This window comes from Streptomyces sp. NPDC060000 (assembly GCF_042737375.1).
GTDB lineage: Bacteria > Actinomycetota > Actinomycetes > Streptomycetales > Streptomycetaceae > Streptomyces.
In genome coordinates this window covers 44,767-61,824 of sequence record NZ_JBHWUU010000023.1, presented here as the reverse complement: position 1 = coordinate 61,824, position 17,058 = coordinate 44,767, and the positions used below count along the sequence as shown (strand labels likewise).

Annotated in this window: 17 protein-coding genes; 12 read left to right on the top strand and 5 right to left on the bottom strand. The window is 72.2% G+C overall.

From position 1 onward, the window contains the following. The first annotated feature begins 131 nt into the window (after positions 1-131). Positions 132-977 (top strand): polysaccharide deacetylase family protein, encoded by an 846-nt coding sequence (locus ACFWBB_RS14845; RefSeq protein WP_385271015.1) that lies wholly within the window; start codon positions 132-134, stop codon positions 975-977. 34 nt (positions 978-1,011) lie between these two features. On the opposite strand, the gene ACFWBB_RS14840 is transcribed toward ACFWBB_RS14845, so the two are convergent. Continuing rightward, the gene (locus ACFWBB_RS14840) at positions 1,012-1,683 is read right to left on the bottom strand and encodes a class F sortase (protein WP_385271012.1); all 672 of its coding nucleotides are present in this window, start codon (positions 1,681-1,683) and stop codon (positions 1,012-1,014) included. A gap of 333 nt (positions 1,684-2,016) precedes the next feature. Here ACFWBB_RS14840 and ACFWBB_RS14835 point away from each other — a divergent pair, with 333 nt between their 5' ends. After that, positions 2,017-2,523, top strand: a complete 507-nt coding sequence (locus tag ACFWBB_RS14835) for a hypothetical protein (protein WP_385271009.1) — start codon at positions 2,017-2,019, stop codon at positions 2,521-2,523. Positions 2,524-2,633: 110 nt separating this feature from the next. On the opposite strand, the gene ACFWBB_RS14830 is transcribed toward ACFWBB_RS14835, so the two are convergent. The 3 genes from ACFWBB_RS14830 to ACFWBB_RS14820 form a co-directional block, all read right to left on the bottom strand. After that, positions 2,634-3,173, bottom strand: a complete 540-nt coding sequence (locus ACFWBB_RS14830; protein ID WP_385271006.1) for a hypothetical protein — start codon at positions 3,171-3,173, stop codon at positions 2,634-2,636. Between the two features lie 222 nt (positions 3,174-3,395). Continuing rightward, the gene (locus ACFWBB_RS14825) at positions 3,396-4,160 is read right to left on the bottom strand and encodes a DUF4239 domain-containing protein (protein WP_385271003.1); all 765 of its coding nucleotides are present in this window, start codon (positions 4,158-4,160) and stop codon (positions 3,396-3,398) included. Positions 4,161-4,181: 21 nt separating this feature from the next. Further along, positions 4,182-4,310: a hypothetical protein gene (locus tag ACFWBB_RS14820; protein WP_385271000.1), complete on the bottom strand. Its 129-nt coding sequence runs from the start codon at positions 4,308-4,310 to the stop codon at positions 4,182-4,184. 803 nt (positions 4,311-5,113) lie between these two features. Here ACFWBB_RS14820 and ACFWBB_RS14815 point away from each other — a divergent pair. The 5 genes from ACFWBB_RS14815 (at position 5,114) to ACFWBB_RS14795 (ending at position 10,227) form a co-directional block, all read left to right on the top strand. Then, the gene (locus ACFWBB_RS14815; RefSeq protein WP_385270997.1) at positions 5,114-6,103 is read left to right on the top strand and encodes an SCO0930 family lipoprotein; all 990 of its coding nucleotides are present in this window, start codon (positions 5,114-5,116) and stop codon (positions 6,101-6,103) included. Between the two features lie 341 nt (positions 6,104-6,444). Beyond that, complete coding sequence (locus ACFWBB_RS14810; protein WP_385270994.1) at positions 6,445-7,257, top strand: SAM-dependent methyltransferase; 813 nt, start codon at positions 6,445-6,447, stop codon at positions 7,255-7,257. Beyond that, on the top strand, positions 7,254-9,389 hold the full coding sequence (locus ACFWBB_RS14805) for a putative bifunctional diguanylate cyclase/phosphodiesterase (protein ID WP_385270991.1): 2,136 nt from the start codon (positions 7,254-7,256) through the stop codon (positions 9,387-9,389). Before ACFWBB_RS14810 ends, ACFWBB_RS14805 begins: the two co-directional genes overlap by 4 nt. A gap of 149 nt (positions 9,390-9,538) precedes the next feature. Next, complete coding sequence (locus ACFWBB_RS14800) at positions 9,539-9,871, top strand: DUF4440 domain-containing protein (RefSeq protein WP_385271126.1); 333 nt, start codon at positions 9,539-9,541, stop codon at positions 9,869-9,871. Between the two features lie 224 nt (positions 9,872-10,095). Beyond that, positions 10,096-10,227, top strand: a complete 132-nt coding sequence (locus tag ACFWBB_RS14795; protein WP_385270988.1) for a hypothetical protein — start codon at positions 10,096-10,098, stop codon at positions 10,225-10,227. A gap of 199 nt (positions 10,228-10,426) precedes the next feature. Here ACFWBB_RS14795 and ACFWBB_RS14790 read toward each other — a convergent pair whose 3' ends face one another. Then, entirely contained in the window at positions 10,427-11,311 is an 885-nt protein-coding gene (locus tag ACFWBB_RS14790) for a LysR family transcriptional regulator (protein ID WP_385270984.1), read from the bottom strand. A gap of 119 nt (positions 11,312-11,430) precedes the next feature. Here ACFWBB_RS14790 and ACFWBB_RS14785 point away from each other — a divergent pair, with 119 nt between their 5' ends. From ACFWBB_RS14785 to ACFWBB_RS14765, 5 genes are all read left to right on the top strand, one after another. Further along, complete coding sequence (locus tag ACFWBB_RS14785) at positions 11,431-12,102, top strand: succinate dehydrogenase (protein WP_385271123.1); 672 nt, start codon at positions 11,431-11,433, stop codon at positions 12,100-12,102. 2 nt (positions 12,103-12,104) lie between these two features. Further along, positions 12,105-14,051, top strand: coding sequence for a fumarate reductase/succinate dehydrogenase flavoprotein subunit (locus ACFWBB_RS14780; RefSeq protein WP_385270981.1), 1,947 nt, complete (start codon positions 12,105-12,107; stop codon positions 14,049-14,051). Further along, a complete protein-coding gene (locus ACFWBB_RS14775; protein WP_385270978.1) occupies positions 14,048-14,797 on the top strand; it encodes a succinate dehydrogenase/fumarate reductase iron-sulfur subunit in 750 nt (249 codons plus the stop codon). Before ACFWBB_RS14780 ends, ACFWBB_RS14775 begins: the two co-directional genes overlap by 4 nt. Positions 14,798-15,133: 336 nt before the next feature. Continuing rightward, positions 15,134-15,907, top strand: a complete 774-nt coding sequence (locus ACFWBB_RS14770) for a GNAT family N-acetyltransferase (protein WP_385270975.1) — start codon at positions 15,134-15,136, stop codon at positions 15,905-15,907. Beyond that, a complete protein-coding gene (locus ACFWBB_RS14765) occupies positions 15,907-16,974 on the top strand; it encodes a lysophospholipid acyltransferase family protein (RefSeq protein WP_385270972.1) in 1,068 nt (355 codons plus the stop codon). The genes ACFWBB_RS14770 and ACFWBB_RS14765 overlap by 1 nt, the downstream gene beginning before the upstream one ends. The last annotated feature ends 84 nt before the right edge of the window (positions 16,975-17,058 follow it).

Below are 17,058 nucleotides of genomic sequence, written 5' to 3'. Positions count from 1 at the left end.
GACGCACCGTCACCGGGGACGGGCCTCTTCGACCACTCGGCCCGACGCGACTGCGCCGGGAGGGTGGAATCATGCCGCCGGTCCGGTGCCGATGTGGTGGGTCGGGGGTCGGCCGGGCGACTGATGACTGCATGAAGAACGATCAGTTGTTCACGCGGCGCCGGGTGTTGCTCGCAGGCGTCGGCGCCGCGGCCGTAGGAGCGGTCGGCACGGCCGGAGTGTTCCTGTGGGGCGAGGACGGGAAGCCCGTCAGGGCGGCCGCCCCCGCCGCGGGCGCCCCGGCGCAGAGCCTGCCGCTGAAGCCCTCCGCCTACCGCCTCCAGCCGCTGACCGGCTACGGACCCCCGCGCACCGCCCCCGGCCGCACCCCGGTGCGCCACGAACCGTTGCTGAGGATGACCGGCCGCGGCCGCACCATGGTGCTGACCTTCGACGACGGACCCGACCCCCGCTACACCCCCGGCATCCTCGACACGCTGGCCCACTACGACGTGCGCGCGATGTTCTTCGTGTGCGGGGAGATGGCCGTCGACAACCAGGAACTGCTGGGGCGGATGGCCGACGAGGGCCACATCGTCGGCAACCACACCTGGTCCCACCCCTTGCTGACCCGCCTCACCCGCCGCCAGATCCACTCCGAGATGTCCCGCACCAGCGATGTCATCGAGGAGGGCTACGGGGAGCGGCCCCGCTGGTTCCGGGCCCCGTACGGCGCCTGGAACCGCGCCGCCTTCCAGTTCGGCGCCGAACTGGGCATGGAGCCGCTCGCCTGGACGGTCGACACCCTCGACTGGACGACCCCCGGCACCGGCACCATCGTCGACCGGGTCGAGAAGGGCGCCGCCCCCGGTGTCGTGGTGCTCTCGCACGACGCCGGGGGCGACCGCTCGCAGAGTGTGCGGGCCCTGCGCGGATATCTGCCACAGCTCCTGGACTCCGGCTATCACATCACCGTCCCGCACCGGCGGTACGCCTGACGCCAGGCCTCCCGCCCGCCCGGCCGGGAACCGCTCAGCGGACCTCGGCCAGGCGGGCGAAGGCGACGACGTTCCCGTCGTATCCGTTCGCCTTCGAGAAACCGCCGCCGCAGGTGATGACCCGCAGTTCGGGGGCTCCCTTGGAGGCGTATACACGGTCGCCGGGGAAGTTGTTCTTCTCGAAGACCTCGATGCCGTAGATCTCGAAGACCGCGGTCTTTCCGTCCGCCCGCGCCACCTCGACGCGGTTCCCCTTCTTCAGGGCCCCGAGGCCGTAGAAGACGGCGGGGCCCAGTCTGTTGTCGACATGGCCGACGACGACCGCGGTTCCCTTTTCGCCGGGCGAGACGCCTCCGGTGAACCAGCCGGCCAGGTTCGGGTCCTCCGGCGGCGGGGCGCCGACCCAGCCGTCCGTGTCCAGACCGACCGACATGACCGGCGCGTCCACCCGGATCGACGGGATCCGTACCCGGTTCGGCACGGCGAACGCCAGTGGCGCCGGGGTCCGGCCGAGGGCCCCGGCGGCGCTGCGAGCGTCCGCGGCCGCCGCCGAGGCGGGCTGCGGCGGGCCGATGTCGAACTCTCCCGATCCGTTCCGGATGAGCGCGAGACCGGTGAGCAGGACAAGCGCTATCACGCCCCAGGGGGCGCGCTTCCTCCGCCGCTCCTCGTCTTCCGCCGCCTCGGACAGCTCGTACGCAGACATTCGCCATCCCCTCTCGACGCGGCCGTCACCACGTCCCTTCGCGCATACGAGAACGCTAAGTCCCCGGGCCGGAACCGGCGACGGGGCAGCGGCGAACGGGTGGCCCCGGTGTCTTTCGGTGCGCCATCCGAGTTGCCGACCGCAGTTTTTTTCTGACGGTCCGTGACCTGCGGCTATATCCGATTGTGTGCATTTCGCTCGGCGTGTCCTCTCACCAGGACGGACCATTCCCGAAATGCGGGCGCGTGCACGGCATCTGAGGGTCGGTCCGGGAGGCGCTTTCTCGCCGACATGCCGGGGACGGGCCCCGGGGCGCCTTCCGCGGAGGATCACATGCGTACCACTCGTGTTCTGGCGGCCACGGCGGTCTCGGCCGCCGCGGCCGCCGCCATCGGCCTCGCCGCCCCTGCCGCCGTCGCTCGCGACGGCATGGGCGCCAATCCGAGCAACATCGTCGCCCTGCCCGCCGTCATCGCCCGGGGCGGCCAGATGACTGTCACCGTCGACGGCTGCCCCGGCGGGGGCACCATGACCTCGGCGGCGTTCCCGCAGGCCAACCTGACGCCCATCAACGGCGCCAACCAGACGGCCAAGGGCACGGCGATCATCAACGACAACGCCCGGCCCGGCGCGTACGACATCACCGTCAACTGCTCCGGCCGGACCCTGACCCGCCCGGCCGCCTTCACCGTCATCGGCGGTGTCCGCGGCGGTCTCGGCGGCAGCAGCACCACGGGCGCCACCCCGACCGACATGGCCATCGGGGGCGGGCTCGTCGCCGCTGCCGTGGTCGGCGGCGGTCTGTTCTGGATGCGGCGCCGCGCCGAGCGCCGCATCTGAGGCGGCCCCGGGAGACCGCACGTCCCACCCACGGCACAGGCCTTCGCCCCGGTCCCGTCCGGGATCCGGGGCGAAGGCCCGTGCGCGGCGTGGCCGTCGGCGATGTGCCGTCAGCCGCCGTCCTCACCGTCGCGGCGCCGCGAGAAGCAGTACGCGGCACCGACCGAACCCGCGATGAGCGCGGCGCCCAGTCCGATCTCCTCGAGGTCGAACCCGTCGGCGGTGCCGCCCTCACCGGCGTGCACGCCCCGCGGGACCGGGTAGGGCACCGGTGTGGGATCGAACGGACGGCCGCCGACGATCGTCAGTTCCTTGACTGCGCTGATCCCGCCGCAGTCGAACGTCACGCGGTACGACGCGCCCGCTCTGGCGTCCCGGTCGACCACGGCCACCGCCGACGAGGACCCTCTCGGGATGACGACCGTGTTGAACACCCCCGAGTGGACCGTCACGGAGCTTCGGCAGCCACTGGTGCCGCGGTCCACCTGGAGGATCACCTGGCCGCCCGCCGCGATCGTGGAGGGCAGCACGCTGTAGCCGTTGGACATGACGTAGTGGTTGTCGTCGTCGCCCGCGGCAGCGGCCGGTGCGGAGAAGGTCAGGGCGGTGACGCCCAGCAGTGCGGCCGAAGCGACGCGTATCGCGCGCATGGTGGATCCTCCGGTCCCCGAGGAGCAGCCGCGGACCATTTCCGCTTGCGCCGTAAATGCACCTCGATGACCGAAACGCTAGGAACTTGTGTGCGCTCCCGCGATCGCAGTCGCGCGAATGGGGCAACCATGTGGGCCGCCCAGGGGACACCGTTCCCGCAACCGGGGGACGGCGGCGGCGTGGCGGCCGCCCCCGTCACGGGAACGTGAGGTGAGCGGATGTCAGCCCTTGAGGCCCGGGAACAGATGGAGGAACGGTTCCGCCGACGCGGTGACGCCCCGGCTGTAGGGCGCGTCGAAGTCCCAGATGAGGAAGAGCAGAAACGCGATCAGCGCGGAGAACAGCCCGGCCAGGACCAGTTCGCGGGGCGTACGCCGGATCTGCAGCGCGAAGACCATGCCGATGGTGATGGCGGCCCCGGCCAGCAGCCCGAACCACACCACGCCGGGCATGGTCGCCCCCGTCGACTCGGAGCGGGCGTTGCGTGCCTGGTCCGCGGCGGCCATCTGGTCGAGCAGCGGCTGATAGGCCTGCGCCTGGAAGTCGGACGCCGGCTGGTAGTCGGTGACGTCCACCCGGACGCGCTGGAGGAGTGCGTCGCCCCGCTTCGTCACCCCGCGGCCGTCGGCCATCGACTTCCACTCGGTGGTGACGACCTGTCCGACATAGGCGTTGACATCCTCCCGAATGCGGTCACGCACGTCGGGCGGGTAGACCCGTACCCGCTCCGAGATCTCGTGGAGCGCCTGCGCCTCCGCCTGGACGTGGTCCTGGGCGACGCTGCGCGCCTCCCAGACACCGGCGATGGCCAGGCCCAGGACGATGGCGTACACCACGCCGATCCACATCGTCATGTACTCGATGACGTCCGGGGTCTCGGAGGGGTCCTCGTCCTCGGGCGCCCTGCGGTGCCGTAGGAGGGTGATGACGACCACCACCGCGCAGGCGGCGAGCATCGCGAGGGTGAGAACAAGCCATTCCGGCAAGGGATGCCTCCAGGGTCGGCACTAGCGCGGTCGCAGCGCGGCGACGGCGATCACCGCGGGCACGGTGATGAGCAGGACGTAGATGACCGGCGACTGGCCATGGCGGACGGTCCGCTGATGCGGAGAGGGGTGGTACGCCGGGTAGTGCACCGGGATCGCCGACGGGCGTGGCGTGGGCCTGGGGGTCGGCGCGGGTGCGGGAACCGGGGCGGGCCTGGGGGCCGGCCGGGGGAGCGGCGCCGCGGGGCGGGGCGGTGCGGGCGCCGGCGGCTTCGGGCGTGGTTCCGGCGCCGGCGGCCGGGCAGCGGGGGCCGGTTTCGGTGGAGGAGCCGGTTTCGGGGGCGGCGTGGGTTTCGGGGGCGGGGCCGGGGTGGGTGTGGGGCTCGGCTTCGGTTCGGGCGGCGGTTTCGGCTTCGGCGGGGTCGGGGTGGGTGTGGGGGTCGGGGTGGGCGTCGGCGTCGGCGTCGGTTCCTGGCACACCGGGGGAGTCGGCCACGAGTGACTCCCCGCGACCGCCACCGCCTCGGTGCCGTCAGGACCGGTGGAGGCGTACGCGCACGCGTCGGCCGCGGCCACCCCGGCCGGGGCGGCCGCGAGGATCCAGGCCACGGTCACCAGAGCCAACACCCTGGTGGCGAGGGCGGATCGGGTCGGTTCGGGTCCATGCACGACGGAGATCATGCGGCTTCTCGTACCGGCCCACGCCCATGCCCGGTGGGGATTGCCCCGAACGGGGGAAGTTCTCGTCCGCGGGTTTGCCGGGCGTGCGTTCGCGCGTCCGGCGCGTCGTGCGCGTGTGCGATCCGCAGGCCTGTCCCGGGCGCCGTCACAGGTCGCGGAAAGATTTTTGTGCCGGGTTTGAACACAACGACCGTCACCATGCGTACTCAATGTCGTGCGGCGGCGCAGCAGGGCGCTGCAACACCCTTGTGACGATCGGGGAGTTGTTGACGATGAAGACCACCTGGCGGAGCGCCTCACTCGCGGCTAGTGCTGTGGCCGTTCTGGCGCTGACGACGGCGTGCGGTTCTGAGAGCGGCACGTCGGCGTCGAGCCAGAACGTCGGGGCCACGGCCCCGGCCGGTGGCATCGCGGGCGTCGGCAGCGGTTACGGCAGTGTCGGCGCCGGTGCGAGCGCCAGCGCCACCGGCGGCACCGGCACCGGTACCGGTGCCCAGGCCACGGGCGCCGGCGAGCTGGCCATATCCGCGAACGGCCAGCTCGGCAAGATCCTTACCGACAGCGCCGGCAAGACCCTCTACCGCTTCGACGCGGACACCGCGGAACCCCCGAAGTCGAATTGCGACGGCGACTGCGCGACCACCTGGCCGCCGGTCTCCGCCGATGACATCTCCGCCGGTGACGGCATCGACAAGTCGCTGCTGGGCGAGGTCACCCGCACCGACGGCAGCAAGCAGCTCACCGTCGGCGGCTGGCCCGCCTACTACTACGCGAAGGACGCCAAGGCCGGTGACACCACCGGCCAGGGCGTGGGCAACAAGTGGTTCGCGCTGGCCCCCGACGGCAAGAAGGCCAAGTCGGCCTCCGGGTCGGGCTCCGCGTCGGAGGCCTCGCTGCCCGGGCTGTCCGTCCGCAAGGACGCCAACCTCGGTGAGATCGTCGTCGACAAGAACGGCATGACGGTCTACCGCTTCCTGAAGGACAAGGCCTGGCCCGAGCCGGTCTCGAACTGCAACGGAGCCTGCCTGGAGAAGTGGCCTGCCGTCGCGCCCGTCGAGTTCAACGAGACCGAGGGCATCCAGAAGAAGGGCTACATGAACTTCACCCGGGGCGACGGCACCAAGCAGCAGACGATCAACTGCTCGCCGATCTACACCTTCTCCGGTGACAAGGCGCCCGGTGACATCAACGGCCAGGGCGTCGGCGGCACCTGGTACGCCGTCGCGCCGAACGGAAAGCTGGTCGGAGCGCCGGCGCAGTAGGGATCACCTCCCCAGGGCTGATTCCCCGCAGCTGCCACATCGCGCACGACCTTGGTCCGCCCCCTCCGCGCCGCACGGAGGGGGCGGACCGTTGTGCTTGTCCGGCGTGCTTGTCCCGCCGCCGCATCCTGTGCGTAGACTTTCGCCGCCCCGAAGGCCGCTGCGGAGACTCTCCGGAACGGCCCGGGTACCTTGAGTAGCCCCTGGGGGGACGTCGATTCGGCACGTGCCGCAGGCAGTGACCGGGAACGGACGGTCAATTTCCGTTTCCACTCGCCCCTTTGGCGGGCGATCAGTAGCCTCAGCTCGAACACCGGATCGCCTACGCCTTGGAGAGAGAGATGGAGCGACCCGCTTGGGCCCCTCGGAGCATCGACATCTCGGTGCCCAGCGTCTCGCGGATCTACGACCACTACCTGGGCGGATCACACAACTTCGAGGTCGACCGGGAAGCAGCCCGCAAGGCAATGGAGTTCATGCCGGGACTTCCGAAGATCAGCCAGGCGAACCGGGCGTTCATGCGCCGCGCCGTGCGGTACGCGGTCGGCGAGGGCGTCACCCAGTTCCTCGACATCGGTTCCGGGATCCCCACCTTCGGCAATGTGCACGAGGTCGCCCAGACGGTCAGCCCCGGGGCGCGAGTGATCTACGTCGATCACGACCCGGTGGCCGTCGCGCACAGCGAGGCGGTGCTGGCGGGCAACGCCGACGCCGACGTCGTGGCCGCCGACCTGCGTAAACCCCAGCAGATCCTGCACAGCCCGCAGGTGGGGCGACTGATCGACCTGGACCGGCCGGTGGCGCTGCTGCTCGTCGCCGTACTGCACTTCGTGGAGGACGCGGACGACCCGTACGCGGCGGTGGCCGAACTCGGTGCCGCGCTAGCGCCGGGCAGTCTGCTCGTGCTCACGCATGCCTCGTACGAGGGAATCCCGCTGCCACCGGAGCGGGCCGAGCGCGCGGTGGACGTGTACAAGGACATTCGCAACCCGCTCGTCATGCGCTCGCGTGACGAGATCGGGCGGTTCTTCGAGGGGTACGACATGGTGGAACCCGGACTGGTGCCGATGCCGCACTGGCGGCCGGACACGGCGCCGGAGGACGAGGACCCCTGGGCCCTCTCCGGTTTCGCCGGCGTGGGGCGTACGGCGTGACCGCGGAGCCGGACGGGCCGGAGGACAGACTGCGGCGGTTCGCGACGATCTGGAGCCGGGCCGTGTACCCGGTGACCTCGACGTCGCTGACCAGGCCCGAACTGGAGGAGCAACTCCTGCCACTGGCGCGGCGGTTGCGTGGGGCGCTGCTGGAGCGGGCCCTGGACGCCGACACCGGCAGGGCGGTCGGCGCCGCCCTCGTCGACGCGCACTGCACCGACCCCGAGGCGCTCGGCCGGACGTTGGACTGCGTCGACGCCTACCTGGTGCTCTACTGCGGTGAGGACGGGCCCCAGGAGGACCTGCGCACCCGCGCCTCACGGCTCCAGCACGCCATGGCCGCCGGGTACGCACAGGCGCTGCGCGAACGCACCCTCGCCGAACAGGAGGCCATCGCCCAGGCCGCGCTGCGGGCCCAGGGCGTGGTCGCGCAGGCGCTGCACGCGAGCGAGGCCCGCTTCCGCGCGGTCTTCGAGGGCGCCGCGATAGGAATCGGCATCGCCGACCTGGACGGCAACGTCCTCCAGGTCAACGGGGCGTTGCTGCGCATGTTCGGCGGCTCCGAGCAGAACCTGCGAGGCCGCAGGGTCCAGGACCTGACCCATCCCGAGGACGCGCCCCAGACCTGGAAGCTCTACGACGAGCTCGTCCGCGGCGAACGCGAGCACTACCACACGGAGAAGGCGTTCAGCCGCCCCGACGGAACGGCCCTGTGGACCAACCTGACGGTCTCCCTGCTGCGGGACGCCGACGGCAACCCGCAGTACCAGCTGGCCCTGATGGAGGACACCACCGAGCGCCGGCTGCTCAACCTGCGGCTGCGCTACGAGGCCACCCACGACGCGCTCACCGGTCTGCCCAACCGCACCCTGTTCTTCGAACGCCTGGAGAAGGCGCTCGGCGCCGGCGAAGGCCAGCGCTTCGGTCTGTGCTACCTCGACCTGGACGGCTTCAAGACCATCAACGACAGCCTCGGGCACGCCGCCGGCGACCGGCTGCTCGTCGAGGTCGCCGACCGGCTGCAGTCCTGCGCGACGGCGCCCGGCGAGATGGTCGCGCGTCTGGGCGGCGACGAGTTCGTGGCGCTGACCACCGGTCCCGACACCCGCCACGAGGTCGACGAACTCGCCGCGCGCATCATGAACGCCCTGCTCGCGCCGGTCAGCATCGACGGCCGCGACCTGACCGTGCGCGGCAGCATCGGCATCGTCGAGGGGCCGGCCGGGGAGCGCAGCGCGGCGGAGGTGCTGCGCAGCGCCGACATCACCATGTACCGGGCCAAGTCGGCGGGCGGCAACCGCTTCGAGCTCGCCGACCCGGAGGCCGACGCCCGTGCGATCACCCGGCACGGCCTGACCACAGCGCTTCCGGCGGCCCTGGACCGCGGCGAGTTCTTCATCGAGTACCAGCCGCTCGTCCACCTCGGCGACGGCAGTGTGCGCGGCGCGGAGGCGTTGGTGCGCTGGCTGCACCCGCAGCACGGGGTGCTCGGCCCCGACCGGTTCATCCCGCTCGCCGAGCACACCGGGCTGATCGTGCCGCTGGGGCGCTGGGTCCTGGAGGAGTCGGTCCGCCAGGCCGGGGAGTGGCGGGACCGCAACGGGGGCACCGACCCGCTCCGCATCAACGTCAACCTCTCCCCCTGCCAGCTCACCCATCCCGGTCTGGTGCAGGACACCGTCGACATCCTCGAGCGCGCGGGCGTCGCACCGCAGGCCCTGTGCCTGGAGGTGACGGAGTCGGCGTTGATCGGCGCCGACGACGATCTGCTCAAGCCGCTGCGGCGGCTCGCCGAGATGGGCGTCGACATCGCCCTGGACGACTTCGGCACCGGCTACTCCAACCTGGCCAATCTGCGCCGGCTCCCGGTGAGCGTGCTCAAGCTGGACCGCTCCTTCACCCAGGGCATGCAGCAGTTCCCGGCGGACCCCGTCGACCTCAAGATCGTCGAGGGGATCGTCTCGCTCGCGCACAGCCTGAACCTCGCGGTCACGGTGGAGGGCGTGGAGACCGGCGCGCAGGCGGAGCAGCTGCGGATACTGGGCTGCGACACGGCCCAGGGCTGGTACTACGCCCGCCCTGGCCCGCCGGACAGGCTGCACCAGCTCGCCCTGGTGGATGCGACGGGGTGAGCGGACAACCCGGTTGCGGGGGCGCGGGGGGCACCCACGAAGACGGGCGGGCGACCCACGGGAACGACGACTCGAACTGCGGCGTGAACTGCGGCGTGAACGACGACGCGAACGGCACGGCCGAGGCGATCGCCGGCGAGCTCGCCCTCATGGACCCCGCCGTGCGCGCCTCCCGCGCCCTCTTCGAGCGGCTGCTCGACCCCGAGTTCGTCGAGGTCGGCTCCTCGGGCCGCCGTTACACGTACGAGGACATGGTGGCCTGGCTGCCCGGCCGTCCCGGGGCCGCCCGGGACGGACCCCGCTACGAGCCGTCGGCGATCACGGGCGTCGTCCTGGCCCCCGGCCTGGTGCACCTCACGTTCGAGACGGACTTCGACGGCCGGCGCACCCGCCGCAGCTCGCTGTGGCGCAAGTGCGGCGAGGAGACCGGTTGGCGGATGTACTACCACCAGGGGACACCGGTGCCGCCGGAGGCCGAGTAGCCGTCAGCCGGCCTTCCTTTCGCGGACGTCCCCGGCCACCGACACGGCGGCCCGGACGAGCGCTGCCGTCGCCGTCGAGGGCGACGGCCGGGGCCAGGCGACGGCCATGACGGCGGCGGGTGCGTCCAGGACGGGGCGGTGGACGACGCCCGGCCGGGGATGGCGACCGGCGACGGACGCGGGGAGCAGGCCGACGAGACCGCCCAGGCCGACGAGCGTGAGGCGTGGCCGAAACGGTGGACGCCCTGAACAGCCAGGGCTTCTACGGCTCCGCCCAGCCCAGCACCCCCGGCACGGCGCCCATGAGCTTCCGCCAGTGGTGCGAGGAGTTACTCGAACCAGCCGTCCAGGCCTGACGCCGGCTGGGCGGACCGTGTCGCGGATGCGGGGTCCGGTTCCCCGGGTGCACGTGCGGGAGCCGGCCGCCCGGGCCGGTCGTCGGCGTCGTTCTCCCGTGGGGTGAGCGGCCGGGCAGGTCATGGCGGCGGGTCGGCGGACCATGTGCGGACGCGGGGCCCGGTCGGTTCGGCGCGGGCACCTGACCGCGGCCGGGCCTCAGCGCTCCAGCAGCATCCGCTGGAGTTCGCGGGCCGCTCTGGGCGGCGCCACGTCGCTGCGGTGCGCGAGGGCGATCGCGCGGTGCAGGCCGGGCCGGGCGAGCGGCGTGACCCGCAGCCCCCGGCCCGACCGGGCGGCCACCATCCGGGGGACGACGGCCACGCCGAGGCCGGCCCGCACGAACCCGAGCACCGCGTCCATCTCTCCGCCCTCCACCGCGAAGTCCGGCTCGAACCCCTCCGCCCGGCACGCGGCAACGGTGAGCTCCCGCAGGTCGTAGCCGTGCCGGAACATCACCAGGCGCTCGCCCTCCAGATCGGCGATCCGTACGGTCCGCCGCCCGTTCCCCGGCCGGGAGGCCTCCGGCGAGGACACCACCACCAGGTCCTCACGCAGCAGCTCCACCGTCGTCAGCGCGGGGGACGGGGTCGGCAACGGCAGCACGACCAGGGCGAGATCGAGGGCGCCGCGGGCCAGCTCCCGTACGAGGTCGTGCGAGCCGCCCTCCTCGATCAGCAGTCGGACGCCCGGGTAGCGGTCGTGGAAGGCCCGCAGCACGTCCGGCAGCAGGCCCGTGCACAGACTCGGTGTCGCCCCCAGCCGCACGCGCCCGCCGCGCAGCTGCACCAGCTCCTGTACCTCGTACCGGGCGGTCTCGGTGTCCGCGAGGATCCGCCGGGCCAGCGGCAGCAGCGCCTCGCCCGCGTCGGTGAGCGTGATGTTGCCCCGCGCGCGCTGGAACAGGTCCGCGCCCAACTCCCGCTCCAGCGCCTTGATCTGCTGCGACAGCGAAGGCTGAGCGACATGGACCAGCTCGGCGGCCCGGGTGAAGTGCCGGGTCTCGGCCACGGCCACGAAGTACTGGAGCTGCTGGAACTGCATGCCTCATGATAGGCACAGGCTATGGAAACGAGCCGGACCATGTCTTGGACCGATGAGGGGTACCGGCCCTAGCGTCTTGAGACATGGCTCTGGCAACACGGACGGACCGACGGCCGTCGATGGCGCGCACGGTATGGGACTCCTCCGTCGGCAAGAAGACGGTGATGGCCGTCAGCGGCCTGATCATGCTGCTGTACCTGGTCGTCCACATGGTCGGAAACCTGAAGATCTTCTTCGGGGCGGGCGAGTTCAACCACTACGCGCACTGGCTGCGCACCGTCGGCGAACCGTTCATGCACTACGAGTGGACGCTCTGGCTCATCCGCGTCGTGCTGGTGGCCGCCGTCGTGGCCCATGCCACCTCCGCCTACCAGCTCAGCCGGCGCGACATCAGCGCGCGGCCCAGCAGGTACGTGCACAGGAAGCCCCGGGCGAGCTACGCCACCCGCACGATGCGCTGGGGCGGGATCATCCTCGCGCTGTTCATCGTCTGGCACCTCCTGGACCTGACGACCGGCACGGTCCACAGCGGCGGCTTCCAGGAGGGCCACCCGTACCAGAACGTCGTGGACACCTTCTCCACCTGGTACGGCGACGTCGTCTACATCGTCGCGATGCTCGCCCTCGGCCTGCACGTCCGGCACGGCTTCTGGGCCGCCGCCCAGACCCTCGGCGCGGGCAGCCGCACCCGCGACCGCGCCCTGAAGACCACGGCCAACGTCCTCGCGCTGCTGCTCACGGCCGGCTTCGTCGCCGTACCCGTGGGCGTCATGACCGGAGTGGTGAGCTGAAGATGACCTACACCGCATACTCGACCGGCGAGCCCGTCGCCGACACCAGGGCGCCCTCCGGCCCCGTCGCCGAGCGCTGGGACAAGCGCCGCTTCGAAGCCAGGCTGGTCAACCCGGCCAACCGGCGCAAGCACACGGTGATCGTCGTGGGCACCGGCCTCGCGGGCGGCTCGGCCGGCGCCACCCTCGCCGAACAGGGCTACCACGTCGTCCAGTTCTGCTACCAGGACTCCCCGCGCCGCGCCCACTCCATCGCCGCGCAGGGCGGGATCAACGCGGCGAAGAACTACCGCAACGACGGCGACTCCGTCCACCGCCTGTTCTACGACACCGTCAAGGGCGGCGACTTCCGGGCACGGGAGTCCAACGTGCACCGGCTCGCGCAGATCTCGGTCGAGATCATCGACCAGTGCGTGGCGCAGGGCGTGCCCTTCGCGCGGGAGTACGGCGGACTGCTCGACACCCGTTCGTTCGGCGGCGTACAGGTCTCGAGGACGTTCTACGCCCGCGGCCAGACGGGCCAGCAACTGCTGCTGGGCGCCTACCAGGCGCTGTCCCGGCAGATCGCCGCCGGCAACATCGAGATGCACCCGCGCACCGAGATGCTCGACCTGATCGTCGTCGACGGCCGGGCGCGCGGCATCGTGGCACGGGACCTGATCACCGGGAGGACCGACACGTACTTCGCGGACGCCGTCGTACTCGCGAGCGGCGGCTACGGGAACGTCTTCTACCTGTCGACCAACGCCATGAACTCCAACGCCACCGCGATCTGGCGGGCGCACCGGCGTGGCGCGTACTTCGCCAACCCCTGCTTCACACAGATCCATCCGACCTGCATCCCGCGCACCGGCGACCACCAGTCGAAGCTGACACTGATGAGCGAGTCGCTGCGCAACGACGGCCGGATCTGGGTGCCGAAGGCCCGCGGCGACGACCGTCCGCCGAACCGGATCCCCGAGGAGGAGCGCGACTACTACCTGGAGCGCGTCTACCCCTCCTTCGGCAACCTGGTCCCGCGTGACATCGCCTCCCGCGCCGCGAAGAACGTCTGCGACGAGGGCCGGGGCGTCGGACCCGGCGGACAGGGCGTGTACCTCGACTTCGCCGACGCCATCGGGCGCATGGGGCGGGCCGCCGTCGAGGCCAGGTACGGCAACCTCTTCGACATGTACCAGCGGATCACCGACGAGGATCCGTACGAGGTCCCGATGCGGATCTACCCGGCCGTGCACTACACGATGGGCGGGCTGTGGGTCGACTACGACCTGCAGACCACCGTCCCCGGCCTGTTCGCGATCGGCGAGGCCAACTTCTCCGACCACGGCGCCAACCGGCTCGGGGCGAGTGCCCTGATGCAGGGTCTCGCCGACGGCTACTTCGTCCTCCCGGCGACCATCGCCGACTATCTCGCCCGCAACCCCCACCTGGGCGAGGTGAGCGACGAACACCCGCTCGTACAGGAGGTGCTGGCCGAGACCCAGGACCGGCTCAACCTGCTCCTCTCCGTCGACGGGGACCGCACTCCCGACTCCTTCCACCGTGAACTCGGCGAGCTGATGTGGGAGTTCTGCGGCATGGCCCGCACCGACGCAGGGCTGCGCAAGGCCCTCGAGCGCATCCCGCAGATCCGCGAGGAGTTCTGGCGGCGCATCAAGGTGCCAGGCACCGGCGAGGAGTTCAACCAGTCCCTGGAGAAGGCCAACCGCGTCGTCGACTACCTGGAACTCGCCGAGCTGATGTGCCTCGACGCACTGCACCGCGCCGAGTCCTGCGGCGGCCACTTCCGCGAGGAGTCACAGACCCCGGACGGCGAGGCGGCCCGGCGGGACGACGAGTTCGGGTACGCGGCCGCCTGGGAGTTCACCGGGACGGGCGAGGCCCCGGCCCTGCACAGGGAAGACCTGGTCTTCGAGTACGTCCACCCCACCCAGCGGAGCTACGCATGAGGCTCAACCTGCGCGTCTGGCGGCAGCGGAACGCCGACGCCGACGGCGCCATGTCCACGTACGTGGTGGACGGCATCTCGCCCGACATGTCCTTCCTCGAAATGCTCGACACCCTCAACGAAGAGCTCATCCTGCGCGGCGACGACCCGGTCGCCTTCGACCACGACTGCCGTGAGGGCATCTGCGGCGCGTGCTCGCTCGTCATCAACGGCGACGCGCACGGACCGGAGCGCACCACCACCTGCCAGCTGCACATGCGGTCCTTCCGGGACGGCGACACGATCGACGTCGAGCCGTGGCGGGCCGCCGCCTTCCCGGTCGTCAAGGACCTGGTGGTCGACCGGAGCGCCTTCGACCGGATCATCCAGGCCGGCGGGTACGTCACCGCCCCCACCGGCGCCGCTCCCGAGGCGCACGCGACGCCCGTGCCGAAGCCCGACGCCGACTTCGCCTTCGAGCACGCGGAGTGCATCGGCTGCGGCGCCTGCGTGGCCGCCTGCCCGAACGGGGCGGCGATGCTGTTCACCTCCGCCAAGGTCAACCACCTCAACGTCCTGCCGCAGGGCGCGCCCGAGCGGGAGACGCGGGTGCTGGACATGGTGGCGCAGATGGACGAGGAGGGGTTCGGCGGGTGCACGCTCGCCGGGGAGTGCGCGACGGCCTGTCCCAAGGGCATCCCGCTGATGTCCATCACCGGGATGAACAAGGAGTGGCTGCGGGCCACCCGCAAGGCCGCCAAGCGGTAGCGCCGTAGGGCGGAGCGTCGTTTTCGGTCTGCGGGCCCCTTCGGGCCGGTCGCGGTTCCCCGCGCCCTCAGGGGAGTGCCCTGACGCCCGCTCCACCGCTCCACGAGAGAGACGTTCGCCGGCAAGGTGCGGACGGGCGGGGCCGGGAGTGGTGCTCATCCCCGGCCCCGCCAGGCATCCGAGGCGCGGGGCGGGCGCTGACTCCCGGCATTCAGCAGCCGCACATCCATGGGCCCCGCGCCGGTCACGCCGAGGCCAGCCGGGCGCGGAAGAAAGCAGGTGCAGATTCCCCGTGCACCGTCCCCATGCTTCTTCCGCTCGGCGCAGGAGACCTCCATGACCGCCATGCCCCTCTCGCCCCCCGCCCTCGCCGTCCCGCCCGGCGGTTCCGGTTACGTCGTGTCGCTCGCCCGCGACCAGGACGACGTCCGGGCCGCGCAGCGGCTGCGGCACCAGGTGTTCGCCGGGGAGCTGGGCGCCCGGCTCGACGGCCCCGAACCGGGCCTGGACACGGACGCCTTCGACGCGTACTGCGACCACCTCCTCATCCGGGACAACGCCACCGGCGAAGTGGTCGGCACCTACCGGCTGCTGCCGCCCGAGCGGGCCGCGGTCGCCGGACGGCTGTACTCCGAGGGCGAGTTCGACCTGAGCCCGCTCGACGCGATCCGGCCCGGCCTGGTCGAGGTCGGCCGTTCGTGCGTGCACCCCGACCACCGCGACGGCGCCGTCATCGGACTCATCTGGGCCGGGATAGCCCGCTACATGGTGGACCGGGGCCACGAGTGGCTGGCCGGCTGCTGCTCGGTCCCGCTGGCCGACGGCGGCGTCCTCGCGACGGTCACCTGGGACCGGGTGCGCGACAAGCACCTCGCGCCGCCGGAGTACCGGGTACGGCCGCTGCTGCCCTGGACCCCGAACCCCACCGGCCGGGCCGTCCGCACCGAACTCCCGGCACTGCTGCGCGGCTACCTCCGCCTCGGCGCCTGGGTGTGCGGGGAGCCCGCCCACGACCCCGGCTTCGGCGTCGCCGACCTGTACGTGCTGCTGCCGATGAGCCGGGTCAACCCGCGCTACCTGCGGCACTTCCTCTCCCTCGTCCCGGCCTGATGAGCGTCTGGCTGCCCAGCGCGCCCTGCACCCCGCGGGCGTGCGTGAGGACGACCGTGTCCCGCACGGGCGTGCCCCGGGCGGTACTGCGGCTCATGACGGTGGTCGTGCTGGTCGCGGCCGGGGTGGTGCTTGCGCCGCTGAGCGGCAGGCTCCCGGCCCGCACGGTGCGGTGGTGGAGCCGGTCCGTCGTACGGGCGGCGGGGGTGCGGGTCCGGACGACCGGCGCGAGCGCGCCCACCGGCACCGGGCTGCTCCTGGTCGCGAACCACATCTCCTGGCTGGACATCCCGCTGCTGGCGGCCGTCCGCCCGGCCCGGATGCTCGCCAAGGACGAGATCCGGCGGTGGCCGGTGGCGGGTGCGCTGGTCGCCCGCGGCGGTGTCCTGTTCATCGACCGCGACCGGTTGCGCGCGCTGCCCGCCACGGTCGCCCGGATCGCCGACGCGCTGCGCGCCGGGCAGGCGGTCGCGGTGTTCCCCGAGGGGAGCACCTGGTGCGGCCGCGCCCAGGGACACTTCCGGCGGGCCGTGTTCCAGGCGGCGCTGGACGCCGGGGTGCCGGTGCAGCCCGTACACATCCGCTACCGGGACCGCGACGGCGCGGCGGGCACCGCGGCCGCGTTCGTCGGTGACGACCCGCTGCTCGTCTCGCTGTGGCGCGTGGTGTCGGCGCGAGGCCTGATGGCGGAGGTCGAGGTACGGCCCGTGCTCGCACCGGGCAGTCACCCCGACCGAAGGACGCTGGCCGCGGCCGCGGCTGCGGGTGCCCGAGTACGGGGTGGGGCAGTGGCGGAGGTGGGGGTACGGCGCGTGCTCGCGTCGGGTCCCCAATCCGACCGTAGGGCGCCGGCCGACGCCGCTGGTGCCCGGGTGCGGGGCGCGGCAGTGCCGGAGGCCGAGGTGCGGTCCGGGCTCGCGTCGGGCGGCCGTCCCGGTTGTGGGGCGTGCCGGGCGGTCATCCTGAGCGCGGGGTGTCGGCTGTGGTGGTGGCGGAGGCTGAGGTGCGGTCCGGGCTCGCGCCGGGCGGCCGTCCCGGTTGTGGGGCGTGCCGGGCGGTCATCCTGAGCGCGGGGTGTCGGCTGTGGTGGTGGCGGAGGCTGAGGTGCGGTCCGGGCTCGCGCCGGGCGGCCGTCCCGGTTGTGGGGCGTC